At 74.8% G+C, this 14,799-nt stretch carries 14 protein-coding genes and 2 pseudogenes; 6 read left to right on the forward strand and 10 right to left on the reverse strand.

All coding sequences use genetic code 11. The features are described from left to right. Positions 1 to 4 precede the first annotated feature (4 nt). The 4 genes from ACFCY7_RS16435 to ACFCY7_RS16450 all read right to left on the reverse strand — a co-directional run bounded on the left by ACFCY7_RS16435 (position 5) and on the right by ACFCY7_RS16450 (position 4,316). Positions 5 to 1,264 (reverse strand): NAD(P)/FAD-dependent oxidoreductase, encoded by a 1,260-nt coding sequence (locus tag ACFCY7_RS16435; protein WP_376485404.1) that lies wholly within the window; start codon positions 1,262 to 1,264, stop codon positions 5 to 7. A 117-nt stretch (positions 1,265 to 1,381) separates the two neighbouring features. After that, positions 1,382 to 2,701 (reverse strand): deoxyguanosinetriphosphate triphosphohydrolase, encoded by a 1,320-nt coding sequence (locus ACFCY7_RS16440; RefSeq protein ID WP_376485406.1) that lies wholly within the window; start codon positions 2,699 to 2,701, stop codon positions 1,382 to 1,384. 35 nt (positions 2,702 to 2,736) lie between these two features. Then, positions 2,737 to 3,510: a sirohydrochlorin chelatase gene (locus tag ACFCY7_RS16445; protein ID WP_376485408.1), complete on the reverse strand. Its 774-nt coding sequence runs from the start codon at positions 3,508 to 3,510 to the stop codon at positions 2,737 to 2,739. A 104-nt stretch (positions 3,511 to 3,614) separates the two neighbouring features. Then, entirely contained in the window at positions 3,615 to 4,316 is a 702-nt protein-coding gene (locus ACFCY7_RS16450) for a hypothetical protein (protein WP_376485410.1), read from the reverse strand. A 75-nt stretch (positions 4,317 to 4,391) separates the two neighbouring features. On the opposite strand from ACFCY7_RS16450, the gene ACFCY7_RS16455 reads away from it, so the two are divergent. The 3 genes from ACFCY7_RS16455 (at position 4,392) to ACFCY7_RS16465 (ending at position 8,026) form a co-directional block, all read left to right on the forward strand. Next, complete coding sequence (locus tag ACFCY7_RS16455) at positions 4,392 to 5,114, forward strand: aquaporin (RefSeq protein WP_376485413.1); 723 nt, start codon at positions 4,392 to 4,394, stop codon at positions 5,112 to 5,114. A 38-nt stretch (positions 5,115 to 5,152) separates the two neighbouring features. Then, positions 5,153 to 5,848 carry a vancomycin high temperature exclusion protein gene (locus ACFCY7_RS16460; RefSeq protein WP_376485414.1) on the forward strand — a complete coding sequence of 232 codons (696 nt, stop codon included), beginning with the start codon at positions 5,153 to 5,155 and terminating at the stop codon, positions 5,846 to 5,848. Positions 5,849 to 5,920: 72 nt separating this feature from the next. After that, on the forward strand, positions 5,921 to 8,026 hold the full coding sequence (locus tag ACFCY7_RS16465; RefSeq protein WP_376485417.1) for a molybdopterin oxidoreductase family protein: 2,106 nt from the start codon (positions 5,921 to 5,923) through the stop codon (positions 8,024 to 8,026). Between the two features lie 66 nt (positions 8,027 to 8,092). On the opposite strand, the pseudogene ACFCY7_RS16470 reads toward ACFCY7_RS16465, so the two are convergent. The 3 genes and pseudogenes from ACFCY7_RS16470 to ACFCY7_RS16480 all read right to left on the reverse strand — a co-directional run. Beyond that, positions 8,093 to 8,449, reverse strand: a pseudogene (locus tag ACFCY7_RS16470) (gamma-glutamylcyclotransferase family protein); the annotation flags it as partial. Between the two features lie 57 nt (positions 8,450 to 8,506). Next, positions 8,507 to 8,818, reverse strand: a pseudogene (gene cutA, locus ACFCY7_RS16475) (divalent-cation tolerance protein CutA); the annotation flags it as partial. A gap of 298 nt (positions 8,819 to 9,116) precedes the next feature. Further along, positions 9,117 to 9,731: an NADPH-dependent FMN reductase gene (locus ACFCY7_RS16480; RefSeq protein WP_376485419.1), complete on the reverse strand. Its 615-nt coding sequence runs from the start codon at positions 9,729 to 9,731 to the stop codon at positions 9,117 to 9,119. Positions 9,732 to 9,823: 92 nt separating this feature from the next. On the opposite strand from ACFCY7_RS16480, the gene ACFCY7_RS16485 reads away from it, so the two are divergent. The 3 genes from ACFCY7_RS16485 (at position 9,824) to ACFCY7_RS16495 (ending at position 12,085) form a co-directional block, all read left to right on the forward strand. Next, entirely contained in the window at positions 9,824 to 10,597 is a 774-nt protein-coding gene (locus ACFCY7_RS16485; protein ID WP_376485421.1) for an aminotransferase class IV, read from the forward strand. Between the two features lie 270 nt (positions 10,598 to 10,867). Beyond that, positions 10,868 to 11,380 carry a hypothetical protein gene (locus ACFCY7_RS16490; RefSeq protein WP_376485423.1) on the forward strand — a complete coding sequence of 171 codons (513 nt, stop codon included), beginning with the start codon at positions 10,868 to 10,870 and terminating at the stop codon, positions 11,378 to 11,380. Between the two features lie 87 nt (positions 11,381 to 11,467). After that, positions 11,468 to 12,085, forward strand: coding sequence for a class F sortase (locus tag ACFCY7_RS16495; protein ID WP_376485425.1), 618 nt, complete (start codon positions 11,468 to 11,470; stop codon positions 12,083 to 12,085). Positions 12,086 to 12,103: 18 nt separating this feature from the next. On the opposite strand, the gene ACFCY7_RS16500 is transcribed toward ACFCY7_RS16495, so the two are convergent. The 3 genes from ACFCY7_RS16500 to ACFCY7_RS16510 are packed head-to-tail and all read right to left on the reverse strand — an operon-like array spanning position 12,104 to position 14,607. Continuing rightward, positions 12,104 to 12,889 (reverse strand): sulfite exporter TauE/SafE family protein, encoded by a 786-nt coding sequence (locus ACFCY7_RS16500; protein WP_376485427.1) that lies wholly within the window; start codon positions 12,887 to 12,889, stop codon positions 12,104 to 12,106. A gap of 46 nt (positions 12,890 to 12,935) precedes the next feature. Then, on the reverse strand, positions 12,936 to 13,115 hold the full coding sequence (locus tag ACFCY7_RS16505; RefSeq protein WP_376485429.1) for a hypothetical protein: 180 nt from the start codon (positions 13,113 to 13,115) through the stop codon (positions 12,936 to 12,938). Then, positions 13,108 to 14,607 (reverse strand): ferric reductase-like transmembrane domain-containing protein, encoded by a 1,500-nt coding sequence (locus ACFCY7_RS16510; protein WP_376485431.1) that lies wholly within the window; start codon positions 14,605 to 14,607, stop codon positions 13,108 to 13,110. The genes ACFCY7_RS16505 and ACFCY7_RS16510 overlap by 8 nt, the downstream gene beginning before the upstream one ends. Positions 14,608 to 14,799: the final 192 nt, after the last annotated feature.

Below are 14,799 nucleotides of genomic sequence, written 5' to 3' on the forward strand. Positions count from 1 at the left end.
GTGATCAGATCAGGCTCTCCAGGGGTACGGAGGGGTCGGCGAGGGCGTCGGGGTCCACGGCCGTGCGGGAGCGGATGAGCTGCTGGATCGGGTCTGTGACGTCCCACACATTCACGTTCATGCCGGCGAGGACCCGGCCCTCCTTGAGCCAGAAGGCGATGAACTCGCGCTTCCCGGTGTCGCCGCGCACCACGACCTGGTCGTACGAGCCGGGCGGCGCCCAGCCCGAGTACTCCATGCCCAGGTCGTACTGGTCGGTGAAGAAGTAGGGCACCCGGTCGTACGAGACGTGCTGCCCGAGCATGGCGCGGGCGGCGGCCGGGCCGCCGTTCAGGGCGTTGGACCAGTGCTCGACGCGCAGCCGGGTGTGCAGGCGCGGGTGGAGCGCGGCGGCCACGTCCCCGGCCGCGTAGATGTCGGGGTCGGAGGTGCGCAGCGACTCGTCGACGGCGATGCCGCCGCCGTCGGCGCGGTCGACGAGGGCGAGCCCGGAGTTCTCGGCGAGGGCGGTGCGGGGCGCGGCGCCGATCGCGGCGAGCACGGCGTGCGCCGGGTGCTCCTCGCCGTCGTCGGTGCGGACGGCGAGGACCATGCCGTCCTGGCCGACGATCTCGGTGAGCCGGGCGCCGAAGTGGAAGCGGACGCCGTGGTCGGTGTGCAGGTCGGCGAAGAGCTGGCCGAGCTCGGGGCCGAGGACCCGGTGCAGTGGGGTCGGGTCGGCCTCGACGACGGTGACCTCGGCGCCGTAGCCCCGGGCGGCCGCCGCGACCTCCAGGCCGATCCAGCCGCCGCCGGCGATCACCAGGTGGCCGTTGTCCCGGCCGAGGCCGGCGAGGACCTGGCGGAGCCGGTCGGCGTGGGCGAGCCGGCGCAGGTGGTGGACGCCGGCCAGCTCGGTGCCGGGGACGTCGAGGCGGCGCGGCTCGGCGCCGGTGGCCAGCAGCAGCTTGTCGTAGCGGATGACGGTGCCGTCGCCGAGGCGCACGGTGCGGTCCTCGCGGTCGACGGCGGTGACGGACTGGCCGAGGTGCAGCTCGACGTCGTTCGCCGCGTACCAGGCGGCCTCGTGGACGAAGACGCCGTCGCGCTCCTTCGCGCCGGTGAGGTAGCCCTTGGACAGGGGTGGGCGCTCGTAGGGGTGGTCGCGTTCGTCTCCGATGAGGATCACCCGGCCGTTGAACCCCTCGGCCCGCAAGGTCTCCGCCGCTTTGGCCCCTGCCAGGCCCCCGCCGACGATGACAAAGGTCTGATCTGCGTCGACCACGTCTTTTCCTCCTCTTTGCGACCGCTTCCAACCTACGCCCCCCGGCGTTCGTCGGGCCGTTCCGGCTCGGGGCGTGCATGCGAGCGTCCCGCACGGAGGGAGGGGAGGGAAGAGGACCTACGCGTGGTGGCGGCGGAAGCGGGCGTGCAGGGCGCGGGCGGAGGCGTCGGTGAGGTTGGCGATCTGGTCGACGATGACGCGCTTGCGCGCACGGTCGTCGCGGGCCGCGTCGAACGCCGCCCGGAACTGCGGTTCGAGGCCGTCGGGAGCGCGGGCGACGAGGGCCTCGGCGAGTTCCGCGACGACGATCCGCTGGTCGGCGCGGAGTGCCTCCTGCTCGGCGCGCTGCATCACGTACCGGTCGGCGACGGCCTTGAGGACCGCGCACTCGTTGCGCGCCTCGCGCGGCACCACGAGTTCCGCGGCGTAGCGGGTGAGGCGCCCGGATCCGTACCGCTCGCGGGTGGCGCCTTCCGCCGCGAGGCAGAACCGCCCGATCAGCTGGCTGGTGGCGTCCTTCAGCCGGGCCTGGGCGACGGCCGAGCCGTCGTAGCCGTGCGGCCACCACTCCTGGTCGACCAGCCGGTCGAGCGCGTCCGCGAGCTCCTGCGGATCGGTGTCCTCCGGTACGTAGCGGCCGATGGCGACCGCGAAGACGTCGGCGCGCTCGGGCTCGGCCAGCAGCAGGTTCGGGTCGATGTGACCCGCGTGCAGGCCGTCCTCGAAGTCGTGGACCGAGTACGCCACGTCGTCGGACCAGTCCATGACCTGTGCCTCGAAGCACTTCCGGTGGGCCGGCGCGCCCTGCCGGATCCATCCGAAGACGGGCAGGTCGTCCTCGTACACCCCGAACTTCGGCGAACCGGGGTCCTCGGGGTGCCCGCCCCGCGCCCACGGGTACTTGGTGGCCGCGTCGAGCGCGGCGCGGGTGAGGTTGAGGCCGACGCTGACCAGGTCCCCGTCGGCGTCCTTCACGAACCGCTTCGGCTCGATGCGGGTGAGCAGGCGCAGCGACTGCGCGTTCCCCTCGAAGCCGCCGCAGTCCTTCGCCACGTCGTTGAGCGCCTGCTCGCCGTTGTGCCCGAACGGCGGGTGGCCCATGTCGTGGGAGAGGCAGGCGGCCTCGACGAGGTCGGGATCGCAGCCGAGCGCGGCGCCCAGCTCCCGGCCCACCTGCGCGCACTCCAGGGAGTGGGTCAGCCGGGTGCGGGGGCTGGCGTCCCAGGCGTGGCTGCGGGTGCCGGGCGTGACGACCTGGGTCTTCCCCGCGAGCCTGCGCAGCGCCGCGGAGTGCAGGACACGGGCCCGGTCGCGCTGGAAGGCGGTGCGGCCGGGGCGTTTGTCGGGCTCCGCCGCCCAGCGGTCGGTCGCGGCGGAGTCGTAGCCCGGGGTGTCGGTGGTGGTGTCCTGTCCTGAGGTGTCCGTGATGCCTTCCATGCGTCGACGGTAACCGGAGGGACCGACAGAAGCGCTCAGATGGCGGCGAGTTCCCGCGCGGGGGTGGCCGTACGGGCGGCCGTGCGGGCCCGGTCGTAGCGGTGCAGGACGAGGCGGGCGAGGGCCGGGTGGGCGCCGAGCGGGTCGGCGGCGATCCAGGGGGCGTGGTCGGCGGCCCGGGTGGCGAAGAGGCCGGGCGCGGTGAAGCAGGAGGCGACGGCGACGCGGTGGCGGCCCCGGGCGGCCAGGGCCCGCACGGCCTCGGCGACGGTGGGCGCGGCGGCGGAGGCGTACGCGGGCACGACCGGGACGCCGCCGAGGCGCTCGCCGAGCAGCGCGGCGATCCGCCGGATCTCGGCCCCCGACCGCGGGTCCCGCGACCCGGCCGACGCGAGCACCACCCCGGTGTCCCGGGCCCGCCCGTCCTCCGGTTCCCACCCCGCCTCGGCGAGCCGCCCCACGAGCGCCTCGACCAGCAGCGGGTGCGCCCCCAGCGGCTCCGCGACCACGGCCCGGAGCGCGGGTGTCGCGGCGACGGCGGCGGGCAGGTCGTGGGTGACGTGGTGGCCGGGCGCGAACAGGAGCGGGACGAGCACCGCCTCCCCGCCCGCCGCGGCGACCTCCGCGAGCGTGTCGTCCAGCAGCGGCGCGTTCAGCTCGATGTGCGCCAGGCGTACGTCGAGCCCGGGGCGCAGCTCCCGGACCCGCTCCAGCAGGCGGCTCAGGGTCGCCCGCGCCCGGGGGTCCCTGCTGCCGTGCCCGACGGCCACGAGCGTGCCGCCCGACGTCATCTTCCGCTCCTGGGTCATGCGCCGATCCTCCCGGCGCCGCGTTGCCTCCCCGTTTCGCCCGGGTGACACGTCTTTGCAACCCCCTCACACCCCGCCCGGCGGCGGACGGGGGCGGGGTGGGCTCAGGTGCTCAGCCAGACCCGGAGGGGGGCGATCGCGTCGAAGCCGGCGGCGAGGGCCGGGGGGAGGTCGGCGGGGGATTCGTAGCCGACGAGGGGGCGGTCGGCGGGGGCGGCGGAGAGCGCGCCGGCCCAGACGTGGGAGGGGTCGGTGCCGTCGGCGGCGAAGAGGTTGGAGAGGCCGGTGACGCGGGCGCTGGTGGTGAGGACCGCGCCGCCGAGGATCCGGCCGTCGGGGTCGTGTCCGGCGACGACCGTCGTGGCGGGGTCGGCGAGGAGTCCGGGGCGGAAGAGCTCCGCGTCGTCGGCGTCGTCGCCGCTCCAGGCGAGGGCCCAGGCGGCGAGTTCGTCCGGGGTGCGGACGGGGCGCCAGTCGCCGGGGGCCTGGGGGGCGGGGAGGCCGGCGGGGCGGGCGATCCACTGGGCTTCGAAGAGGAGGCGGAAGCCTTCGGGGGCGAGGTCGAGGCGGGCGAAGCTGTCCTTGACGGAGGCGCCGGGGGTGGTGCGGTCGATGCCGGAGAGGACGTCCTCGACCCCGGCGTCGTCGGTCAGGGTGACCGCGTCGGGGTAGTAGAGCGGGGTGCGGCGGGCGCTGGTCCAGGTGCGGGGGCCGAAGGTGCCGGTCAGGCCGTGGGCGTCGCACATGGCCTGGCACCACTCGGCGTTGTTGCGGACCGCGTCCCCGAGGACGTCGTTGGTGATCATGGGCGGATGGTACGGGCCCGGGCACCTTCCCCTCCCCTCTTTTTTCGTTCCGAATCACGGAATATCTTTTCCACTATGAGAATGTCCCCGCCCGCACTCCCCCGGCGCGCAGCCGCCGAGTTCATCGGCACCGCCGCCCTCGTCGCCGTGATCGTCGGCTCCGGCATCCGCGCCGACTCCCTGAGCCAGGACGTCGGCGTCCGGCTGCTGGCCAACGCCGCCGCGTCCGCCGTCGGCCTCGGCCTGCTGATCGCGCTGATCGGCCCGCTGTCCGGAGCGCACTTCAATCCGGTCGTGACGCTCTCGGAGTGGTGGTCGCGGCGCCACCGGCGGGGCGGGCGGGAGGCCCTCGTCTACATCGCCGCCCAGCTCGCCGGGGCCGTCGCGGGCGCGCTGCTCGCCGAGGCCATGTTCGGGCGGGCGCCGGGCGCCTGGGCCAGCGAGCCGCGGTCGGCGCCGCACCTGCTCCTCGGGGAGGCCGTCGCCACCGCGGGCCTCGTCCTCGTCGTGCAGGGGCTGCGCCGCATCGGCCGCCCGGGCCTCGCCCCGGTCGCGGTGGCGGGGTACATCGGGGCGGCGATCTGGTTCACCTCGTCCGGGTCGTTCGCCAACCCGGCGGCCACGGTCGGCCGCGCGTTCTCCGACTCGTTCACCGGCATCGCCCCCGGGTCGGTGCCGGCGTTCGCCGCGGCCCAGCTGCTGGGGATGCTGCTCGGGATGGCGCTGGCCGGTGTGTTGTACGGAACACCCCGGACCGCCGGTGAACCGAACACCGCCGAGGCGCGTCGGACGGGGTGACAGTCCCTCACCGATCCGCACCTCACGGAGGTTCCCGCATGCCGGCACCGGCACGGCTCACCCGGCTGATCCCCCGCACGACCCGGGCCCGCCGCCGTACCGTCCAGGCCGTGATGCTGGGAGCGGTGCTCGCCCTCGCCCCGGTCACCTGGATGCACACCGCCGCCGCCGGGAAGCTGCGGACGACCGCCGACGTGCCGGCCCGGGACGTCGCCGTGGTGTTCGGCGCCGGGCTGTGGAACGGGCGGCCCACGCCGTACCTCGCGCACCGGCTCGACACGGCGGCCGAGCTGTACCGGACGGGCAAGGTGCGGGTGCTGCTGGTCACCGGCGACAACAGCAGGACCGCATACGACGAGCCGAGCGCGATGCGGACGTACCTCACCGCCCGCGGGGTGCCGGACGACCGGATCGTGAGCGACTACGCGGGCTTCGACACCTGGGACTCGTGCGTGCGGGCCCGGAAGGTGTTCGGCGTGGACCGGGCGGTGCTCGTGACGCAGGACTTCCACATCAAGCGGGCCGTCGCGCTGTGCGGCCGGGCGGGCGTGGACGCGTACGGCGTGGGGGTCGCGGAGCCCCACGACCGCACCTGGTACTACGGCACCACGCGGGAGCTGTTCGCCGCGGGCAAGGCCGCGCTCGACGCCGGTCTGCGCCCGGACCCGCACTTCCTCGGGCCGCGGGAGGACGGGGTCGCCGAGGCCCTCTCCTCACCTCGCGACCTGCCGTGAGCTGAGCGGAGAGCACCGCGCCCGTAATACGCGGCGCGGCCCCGCGTAACACTGCGGACGCATGCTGGCCGCATGTCCGACGCCACCGCGGTTCCCACCCACTGCCCCTACTGCGCCCTGCAGTGCGGCATGTCGCTCCGCCCCACCGGCACCCCGGAGCTGCCCGCCGAGGTGGTCGAGCGGACCGACTTCCCCGTCAACCGGGGCGCGCTGTGCGGCAAGGGCCGCACCGCCCCCTCCGTACTCTCCTCCCGGGTCAGGCTCACCGAGCCCCTGGTCCGATGCCCTGACTCGGGGGCCCTGCGGCCCGCGACCTGGGAGGAGGCTCTCTCCGCCGTCGCCGAGGGGCTGTCCCGGACCCGCGCCGACCACGGCCCCGACGCCGTGGGGGTCTTCGGCGGCGGCGGTCTCACCAACGAGAAGGCGTACACGCTGGGCAAGTTCGCCCGGCTCGTCCTCGGCACCTCGCAGATCGACTACAACGGCCGCTTCTGCATGTCGTCGGCGGCCGCCGCGCACCAGCGGGCCTTCGGCCTCGACCGGGGACTCCCCTTTCCGCTCGAGGACATCCCGAAGACGGGCTGCGTGATCCTCGTCGGCTCCAACCTCGCCGAGACGATGCCGCCCGCGCTGCGCTACCTCACCGAGCTGAAGGAGAACGGCGGCAGGCTGATCGTCGTCGACCCGCGCCGCACCCGCACCGCCGAGCAGGCCGACCTGCACCTGGCGCCGCGCCCCGGCACGGACCTCGCGCTCGCCCTCGGCATGCTCCACCTCGTGGTGGCCGAGGGCCGGGTCGACGAGGAGTTCGTCGGGGAGCGGACCGACGGCTGGGAGGCGGCGCGCGCCGGGGCGATGTCGCACTGGCCCGAGCAGGTCGAGCGGATCACCGGGGTGTCCGTGCCGCAGCTGCGGGAGGCGGTCGCGATGTTCTGCGACGCCGGGAGCGGCATGGTGCTGACCGCGCGCGGCCCCGAGCAGCAGTCCAAGGGCACCGACACCGTGGGCGCCTGGATCAACCTCTGCCTGGCCACCGGCAAGGCGGGCCGGCCGCTGAGCGGTTACGGCTGCCTCACCGGCCAGGGCAACGGCCAGGGCGGCCGCGAGCACGGCCAGAAGGCCGACCAGCTGCCCGGCTACCGCAAGCTCGACGACCCGGCCGCCCGGGAGCACGTCGCCGGCGTCTGGGGCGTGCCGCCGGAGTCGCTGCCGGGGCCCGGGCGGAGCGCGTACGAGCTCCTCGACGCGCTCGGCGGCGACGTGAAGGCGCTGCTGCTCATGGGCTCCAACCCGGTGGTGTCCGCGCCGCACGCCGCGCACGTCGAGGGGCGGCTGCGGTCGCTGGACTTCCTCGCCGTCGCGGACGTGGTGCTCTCCGAGACCGCCGAACTCGCCGACGTCGTCCTGCCCGTGACCCAGTGGGCGGAGGAGACCGGCACCATGACGAACCTGGAGGGCCGGGTGCTGCTGCGCCGCCGCGCGCTGACCGCGCCGGAGGGCGTGCGCAGCGACCTGGAGGTCCTGCACGCGCTGGCCGGGCTGCTCGGCTGGGAGAAGGGCTTCCCGACGGACCCCGAGGAGGTCTTCGACGAGCTGCGCCGCGCCTCGGCGGGCGGTCCCGCCGACTACGCGGGCATCAGCTACCGCCGGATCGAGGAGGAGCAGGGCGTGTTCTGGCCGTGCCCGGACCCGGGGCACGCGGGCACGCCCCGGCTGTTCCTCGACCGGTTCGCGACGCCCGACGGGCGGGCCCGGTTCGTGCCGGTCGTGCACCGGGCGGCCGCCGAGGAGACGGACGCCGACTACCCGGTCGTGCTGACCACCGGCCGGGTCGTGTCCCAGTACCAGTCGGGGGCGCAGACCCGGCGGGTCGACGAGCTGAACGCGGCGGCGCCCGGCCCCTTCGTGGAGCTGCACCCGCGGCTCGCCGAGCGGCTCGGTGTCGCCGAGGGCGAGCGGCTCGCGGTGGTCTCCCGGCGCGGCCGGGCCGTCGCGCCCGCCCGGATCACCTCGGCCATCCGCCCGGACACCGTCTTCATGCCGTTCCACTGGTACGGGGAGGGGCGCGCGAACACCCTGGTGAACCCGGCGCTCGACCCGGTCTCCCGGATGCCCGAGTTCAAGGTGTGCGCGGTCCGCCTGGAGCCGGCCGGCTCCGCGGACGCCACGGCCGGCTGACCCGGCCGCCGCCGGCGGGACACGTCCTGCGGCCGCCCCGGACGGGGCCCGTCCCCGGCCCCGTCCCTACGGCTTGCTGAACCAGTCGCCGCTCTCGATGACCGGGCCGAGGGGCGCGTCGGGGGCCGCGAGGAACACCCAGGCGGACACCCGCGCAGCGTCCCGTACCCGGACGACGTCCATCGCCACCCGCTCGTACCCGACGGGCAGCTCCAGGCGGTCGAGGAGGCCGAACAGCTCGCCGTAGGCGCCGGGCGCGGGGGTGAGCAGGGTGCCGACCACCCGGCCGCCGTCGGACGGGACGACGTACGGGTAGCCGGGCCCGTCGTGCAGGACCGCGCCGTGCAGCACGGCGTCCGCCTCGGTGCCGATCCGGCCGGCAAGGAACCGGTCGTGGTTGTACGCGCCCGGGCGCAGCGTCCCGTAGACGAAGAACGGCCGCTCGTCGTTCGCCGGCGCGAGGCCTTCGACCGCCGGGGGCGCCTCGGTCTCCCGCTCGACCCAGCGGGCGTAGTCCTCGCTGACCCGGGTCACCCGGGTGGCGACGATCTCGGGCGTCTCGTAGTCGTGCGCGGCGATGAGGTGGGCCTCCAGGGCCGGGTAGCGGGCCTCGGTGGTCTTGAGGACGACCTGCCACTCCTCGGTGGTCTCGATCGCGCCCTGCCAGTGGTAGACGGAGGTGACGGGCCCCTCGATCTGCGCGCAGGCGGCGAGCCGGGCCTCGACGGCGCCGCGGGCCAGGGCGTCGGCCTTGGCGCGCGCGTCGGTGGTGGTGCGGACGGTGACGATCACGCCTCCACCGTAGGGGCGAACCGGGCCGCGTGCAGCCGGGCGTACGCACCGCCCGCCGCGGGGCGTTGCGCGTGGCGTCCGCGCACCGCCGGCGCCGGGGCCTCGCCCGTCCTGCCCGGGGCCGATCCCGCCCCCTGCCCGAGGCATCGCCCGCCCCCCTGGGCGGTCCGCTCCCGCGGCACCTCGCCGGGCACCTCGGGGGCGACAGCGTCGGTGACGGTGCCGTGCCGTGCCGTGCCGTGCCGCCGGAGGGACGGGCGTCCCGGAGGGCCGTGTCGAGCGGCGTGGCGGGGTGGCCTCACGAACCGTACGGGCGGACGGACTTGGCGTCCTTGAGGGCGCGTCCCCACCAGCCGAGCTGGTCGAGGAGCACCTTGGCCGCGCCCTCGGCGGCAGCGGGGTCCTTGTGGCGGCCGTCCTCGTCGAACTGCCCGTGGGCGTGGTGGAAGGAGACGGTGTCGCGGACGGTGACGGCGTGCATCTCGGCGAAGACCTGCCGGAGTTGCTCGACGGCGCGCAGACCGCCGGAGATGCCGCCGTAGGAGACGAAGCCGACGGGCTTGGCCTGCCACTCGGTGTAGTGCCGGTCGATGAGGTTCTTGAGGGACGCGGGGAAGGAGTGGTTGTACTCGGGGGTGAGGACGACGAAGGCGTCGGCGTCGGCCAGGACCGGGGAGACCTTGGCGAGTTCGGCCCGGACGGCCGGCGACGGGTCGTGGGAGAGGGAGGTCGGGAGGTCGACCTCGGCGAGGTCGACGACGGTGACGGCGAAGTCCTCGCGTTCGGCGAGCCGGGTGCGGAACCAGTCGGCGACGACCGGCCCGAAGCGGCCTTCGCGGTCGCTCGCGACGATCAGGGCGAGCTGCAGGGGGGTCGAAGGGACGGCGGGCGAAGTGGAGTTCGTGAGGTCCATGCGGACGATCGTGGTACCTCAAGCATGGTTGAGGTCAAGCGCCGTTCCCGGGGCGCTCCGAAGGGCCTCCTCCCGGCCCGTACGGTGAGGGCATGACCACACCTCCCGCGTACATCGAGATCGACGGCGCCCCGGTGGCCGACCCCGACCTCCTCGCCACCCTCATGAGCGGCTACGGCCACTTCACGGCGATGCAGGTGCGCGACGGGCTCGTGAAGGGCCTCGGCCTGCACCTCGACCGGCTCGACCGGTCGACCCGCGAACTCTTCGACACTCCCCTGGACCACGACCGCGTCCGCGCCCTGCTCGCCGGAGCCGTGGCGGCCTCGGGGCGACGGGACGCCTCGGCACGGGTGTACGTCTACGACGGCCCCCGCATCGTGGTGACCGTCCGCGAACCGGCCCCCGACGGGCCGGGCTCCCCGGAGCGCCTCATGAGCGTCGACTACTGGCGCCCCGCGCCGCACATCAAGCACCTCGGCGGCTTCGGCCAGGACTACCACGGCACGGCGGCCCGCCGGGCCGGCTACGACTCGGCCCTCCTGACGAACCCGTACGGCGACATCGCCGAGGGCGCCGTGGCCAACATCGCCTTCTGGGACGGCACTTCGGTGGTGTGGCCGTCGGCGCCGTGCCTGGAGGGCATCACCATGGCCCTCCTCGCGCCCCGCCTGGGGTCGGTCCGCCGCCCGGTGACCCTCGCGGACCTCCCCGGCTACCGCGCCGCCTTCGTGACCAACTCCAGGACGATCGCCGCCGTCACCGCGATCGACGAGATCGCGTTCCCGGTGGACGAGGACCTGATGAAGCGGGTGCACGCGGCGTACGGGTCGGTGGAGGGGGAGGCGCTCGGAAAGGCCGGATGAGGCGAGGGGTCCGGGCGGGGTCGGACCCGCCCGGACCCCTCCGTCACCCGTTCGGCACGGAGTGTCGGACGACGCCTTACAACCTGCTCTGACCTGCGTAAACGTCGGGGATCCAGTCGACACTCCGCATCGGACGGCCCAATCCTGATGCATCATCAGCAGGCGGGGGGCGTGGCGCGGCCTTTATCTCGGTCACAGAAGGTCGATTCCGGGATGTCCCTCCCGGGAGGACCGCCCGGCATGACCGCTCGCGCGCCCCGGAGGATCCCCATGCGCACCACTGCCCGCCTGCTCACCGGTACCGCGCTGACGGTCGTCGCGCTCGGGGCGTTCGCCGCCCCGGGGGCGTACGCGAACAACGAGAACTCCGAGTCGCTGGAGATCTTCCCGTCGTCCGCCTCGCCCGGCACCACCGTCACCGTCAACACCCTCGCCTGCGGCAAGAACGGGCACGGGGTCGGGGACGCGAACTCGCTCGGCGCGGGCGAGTTCCAGCTGAATCCGAGCACGCACAAGGAGGTCGTGGTCGGGCAGTTCCACGTGCCGGAGCACGCCAGGCCCGGCACGCACTGGATCAGCGTGGCCTGCGACAACGGCAGGACCGCCCGGGGCGAGATGAACGTGAAGCACCGGAGTCCGAGCGGGCACGTACAGACCGGTGTCGGGGGCAGCGTGGGCCCCGACATCGCCCAGGTCACGGCGGGCGCGGCGGTGCTGGCCGCGGCTGCCGTCGGCGGAGTCTGGCTCCTGCGCCGCCGGGCGAGCGGCGCGCAGGGGCACTGAGACGACCGCCCGTCCTGCCCCCGCCGCGCGCCGGAAACGGCCCGGCGGGGGCAGGGCCACATCCGTGAACCGACCGAGGGAACCCAGGTGAGCAACAGGAGCAAGGGCTGGGGCATAGCCGTGGCCGCCTGCGTCGGGCTCTGGCTCGTCCAGAACGGCTCGGAGGGCGTCACCCCGCCCGTGCCGTCCGCCGCCCAGGCCTTCGCCGCCGGGCCGAGCGTGCACACGGACGCGGCCGCCGATCCGCTGCCGCCGTCGGCGCCGGTCCGGCTGCGCATCCCGGAGACCGACGTGGACACCCCGATGATGCGGCTGGGTCTCGGTGCGAACGGCGCGCTCGACGTGCCGCCGGCCGGGAACCGGAACATGGCCGGCTGGTACGGGGAAGGCACCACGCCCGGGGCGAAGGGCACGGCGATCGTCGCGGGCCACGTCGACAACGCCGACGGCCCCGCCGTGTTCTACACGCTGGGCGCGCTGAAGAAGGGGCACCGGATCGAGGTCGACCGGCAGGACGGCCGTACCGCCGTCTTCACGGTCGACGCGGTCGAGGTGTACGACAACGCGCACTTCCCGGACCGGAAGGTGTACGACGAGGCCGACCGCGCCGAGATCCGGGTGATCACCTGCGGGGGCGGCTTCTCGAAGAAGAACGGCTACCAGGGCAACGTGGTCGCCTTCGGCCACCTCATCGGCGTCAGGTAGCGGGCCACCGGCGGGCGGTCACGCCCACTGGTCGAAGGCGAGCTTCGCGACCAGCGAGAAGACCACGACGATCAGCACGCCGCGGACGAACTCGGCGCCCTTGCTCAGCGCCATCCGGGCTCCGAGCATGCCGCCCGCCAGGTTGAAGACCGCCATGACGGCCGCGAGCTGCCAGTACACGCTGCCCTGGTAGGCGAACATGACGAGCGCGCCCGCGTTGGTGCAGACGTTGACGATCTTGGAGGTGGCGGAGGCGGTCACCAGGTCCAGGTGGAGCACGGCGGTGAGCGCGAGGACGAGGAAGGTGCCGGTGCCGGGGCCGAACAGGCCGTCGTAGAACCCGATGCCGCCGCCGACGACCACGATCGCGGTGACGATCCTGGCCCGGGTCAGCGGCGCCCGGTCCTCCCCCTCGGGCTTCACGCCGAAGGACGGCCGCAGCATCACGAACGCCGCGACCGCGAGCAGCACCACCATGATCACCGGGCGCAGGACCTCGCTGCTGATCCCGGCCGCGAAGAACGCGCCGCACATGGAGCCGACGAGGGCCGCGAGTCCGATCCGCACCGCCGTCCCCACCTGGACGGGCGCCTTGCGGAGGTAGGTGACGGCGGCCCCGGTGGTGCCGACGATCGAGACGGCCTTGTTGGTGCCGAGGATGTGCGCGGCCGGGACGTGCGGAAGGCCGAGCAGCAGGGCGGGCAGCTGGAGCAGTCCGCCGCCGCCCACCACGGCGTCGATCCAGCCCGCCACGAGCGCGGCGAGGCAGAGCAGGACAAGGGTGGTCAGCGATATCTCGGGCATGGGCGTGACCCTACGGAGGAGTTCGTTGCCCCGTCCATCGATCGCCTCATCGTTGAGCTAGCTCTGAGGTTGCCGTGCCCGGCTCCCGGTCCGGGGCCGGCGGGGCGGCCGGTGTGACGACCGCCGTGAGCAGGGTCGCGGCGAGCGCTCCGGCGCCGAGGAGCGCCGCGGCGAGCCGCCGGCGGGCGAGCTCGGCGGAGGGGTGCGGCGCGCTGTGTCTAGCCATGGTCGAAGTCCTCGCTGTGGATGCGGGAGGCCGGTACGCCGGCCCGGAGCAGGGAGTCGGTCGCGGCCCGGGACATCCCGGGCGGGCCGCACAGGTACACGTCGTGGGCGGCGAGTTCGGGGACCAGGTCGCGCAGCGCGCGGGGCGCGAGGGGGTCGAAGGCGCCGTCCGAGGGGCCGAGCAGGAAGTGCAGGGCGGCCTGCCGTTCGCGGGCGATGGCCTCCAGTTCGGCGCGCAGGACGAGGCCGGCCTCGTCGGAGGCGCGGTAGAGGAGGGTGACGTCGCCGGGCCCGCCGGGCAGCGTCTCGAAGAGGGTGCGCAGCGGGGTGATGCCGACGCCGCCGGCGAGCAGGAGGACCTTGCGGCGGGTGCGGCGGTGGGCGGTGAGCGCGCCGAACGGTCCCGCGGCGAGGACCCGGGTGCCGGGGCGGAGCCGGCGGATGCGGCGGGTGTGGTCGCCGAGGGCCTTGACGGTGATGCGCAGGGTGTCGTCGCGGACGGGGGCGGAGAGGGAGAAGGGAAGGGCGGTCGCCCAGAGGCCGCGCCGCAGGAAGCGCCAGCGGAAGAACTGGCCGGGTTCGGCGCACAGCCGGGCCACTCCCCTGCCCCGGACGAGGACGGAGACGACTCCGGGTCCCTCGTCGCGGACCTCGACGACCCGCAGTCCGTGGCGGAACGCGGCCCGGACGGGGACGACGAGCCGGTACCAGAGGAGGAGGACGGCGACGGTGGCGTGGGCCATCGACCACAGCCAGCGGGTGGCGAGGCCGCCGGCGAGGTCGGGTCCGGCGAGCTGGTGGACGAAGCCGAGCGCGGCGGCGAGGAGGGTGCCCAGGTGGACCGCCCGCCAGGTCTCGTGCCGGACCCGGCTCCGTACGGCCCGGGCGGAGGTGACGCCGACGGCGACGAAGAGGGCGGTGCCCGCGGTGGCGGTGGCGATGGCCCCGTAGGAGAGGAGGTCCCCGGTGGCGGTGACGAGGTCGGTACGGGTGTGGACGGCGTATCCGCAGAGCGCGAGGAGCGCGTGGGCGCCGATCAGGCCGAGGGCGTACCGGCCGCCGACCGCGTGCCAGCGGGCTAGCCGGTCGGCGCCGACGCCGTGCTCGACGGCCGGGATCCGGGCCATGAGCAGGAGGAGGACGAGGACGCCGTAGCCGGCGAGGAGGCCGGTGAGGTGGGCGCCGGTCGCGAAGAGCGCGTCGAGTCGGGCGGACGGCCTGGCCTGGACTCCCCAGAGCAGGCCGAGGGCCCCCGCCCCGGCGACGATCCCGGTCCGCAGCCGCTCGGGGGCGAGCCGCGGCGCCGGGCCGGGGACGGGGCACGGGGCGGGGCGCGCGGCCGGGGCCGGGGCGGGGTGCGCGGCCGGGGCGGGAGCGGGTGAAGGCATCCGGATCGGCTCCGGTCCCCGGGCGGCCACCGGTGCGGGGGACGGCTCGGCGCGGAGGGGTACGTAGAGGGGGTGGTGGCGGGCCTCGGTGGTCACATCCGGCACCCTAGGTCCGCCCGTATACGGGAATCCGCGGCTCGGACCGCTCCCCCCGATCCTTAAGGCGGGCTTGAGTCGAGGCTGATCGCCGGTTAATCCTCCGGGGCCCTCACAGCGCGCCGGGGCGGGGGCTGAGATCAGCGTTCCGTACGGGAAACAGTCGGGATGCCGTCGGGTAACACCGGCCGCGCACTCTTC

Origin of the sequence: Streptomyces sp. NPDC056361 (assembly GCF_042262805.1) — a bacterium.
Taxonomy (GTDB): Bacteria; Actinomycetota; Actinomycetes; order Streptomycetales; family Streptomycetaceae; genus Streptomyces.

Bases quoted from the DNA above. Each gene is read 5' to 3' on its own strand.
- ACFCY7_RS16440 (WP_376485406.1), bottom strand. From the start codon at position 2,701: ATGGAAGGCATCACGGACACCTCAGGACAGGACACCACCACCGACACC.
- ACFCY7_RS16445 (WP_376485408.1), bottom strand. From the start codon at position 3,510: ATGACCCAGGAGCGGAAGATGACGTCGGGCGGCACGCTCGTGGCCGTC.
- ACFCY7_RS16450 (WP_376485410.1), bottom strand. From the start codon at position 4,316: ATGATCACCAACGACGTCCTCGGGGACGCGGTCCGCAACAACGCCGAG.
- ACFCY7_RS16455 (WP_376485413.1), top strand. From the start codon at position 4,392: ATGAGAATGTCCCCGCCCGCACTCCCCCGGCGCGCAGCCGCCGAGTTC.
- ACFCY7_RS16460 (WP_376485414.1), top strand. From the start codon at position 5,153: ATGCCGGCACCGGCACGGCTCACCCGGCTGATCCCCCGCACGACCCGG.
- ACFCY7_RS16465 (WP_376485417.1), top strand. From the start codon at position 5,921: ATGTCCGACGCCACCGCGGTTCCCACCCACTGCCCCTACTGCGCCCTG.
- ACFCY7_RS16480 (WP_376485419.1), bottom strand. From the start codon at position 9,731: ATGGACCTCACGAACTCCACTTCGCCCGCCGTCCCTTCGACCCCCCTG.
- ACFCY7_RS16485 (WP_376485421.1), top strand. From the start codon at position 9,824: ATGACCACACCTCCCGCGTACATCGAGATCGACGGCGCCCCGGTGGCC.
- ACFCY7_RS16490 (WP_376485423.1), top strand. From the start codon at position 10,868: ATGCGCACCACTGCCCGCCTGCTCACCGGTACCGCGCTGACGGTCGTC.
- ACFCY7_RS16500 (WP_376485427.1), bottom strand. From the start codon at position 12,889: ATGCCCGAGATATCGCTGACCACCCTTGTCCTGCTCTGCCTCGCCGCG.
- ACFCY7_RS16505 (WP_376485429.1), bottom strand. From the start codon at position 13,115: ATGGCTAGACACAGCGCGCCGCACCCCTCCGCCGAGCTCGCCCGCCGG.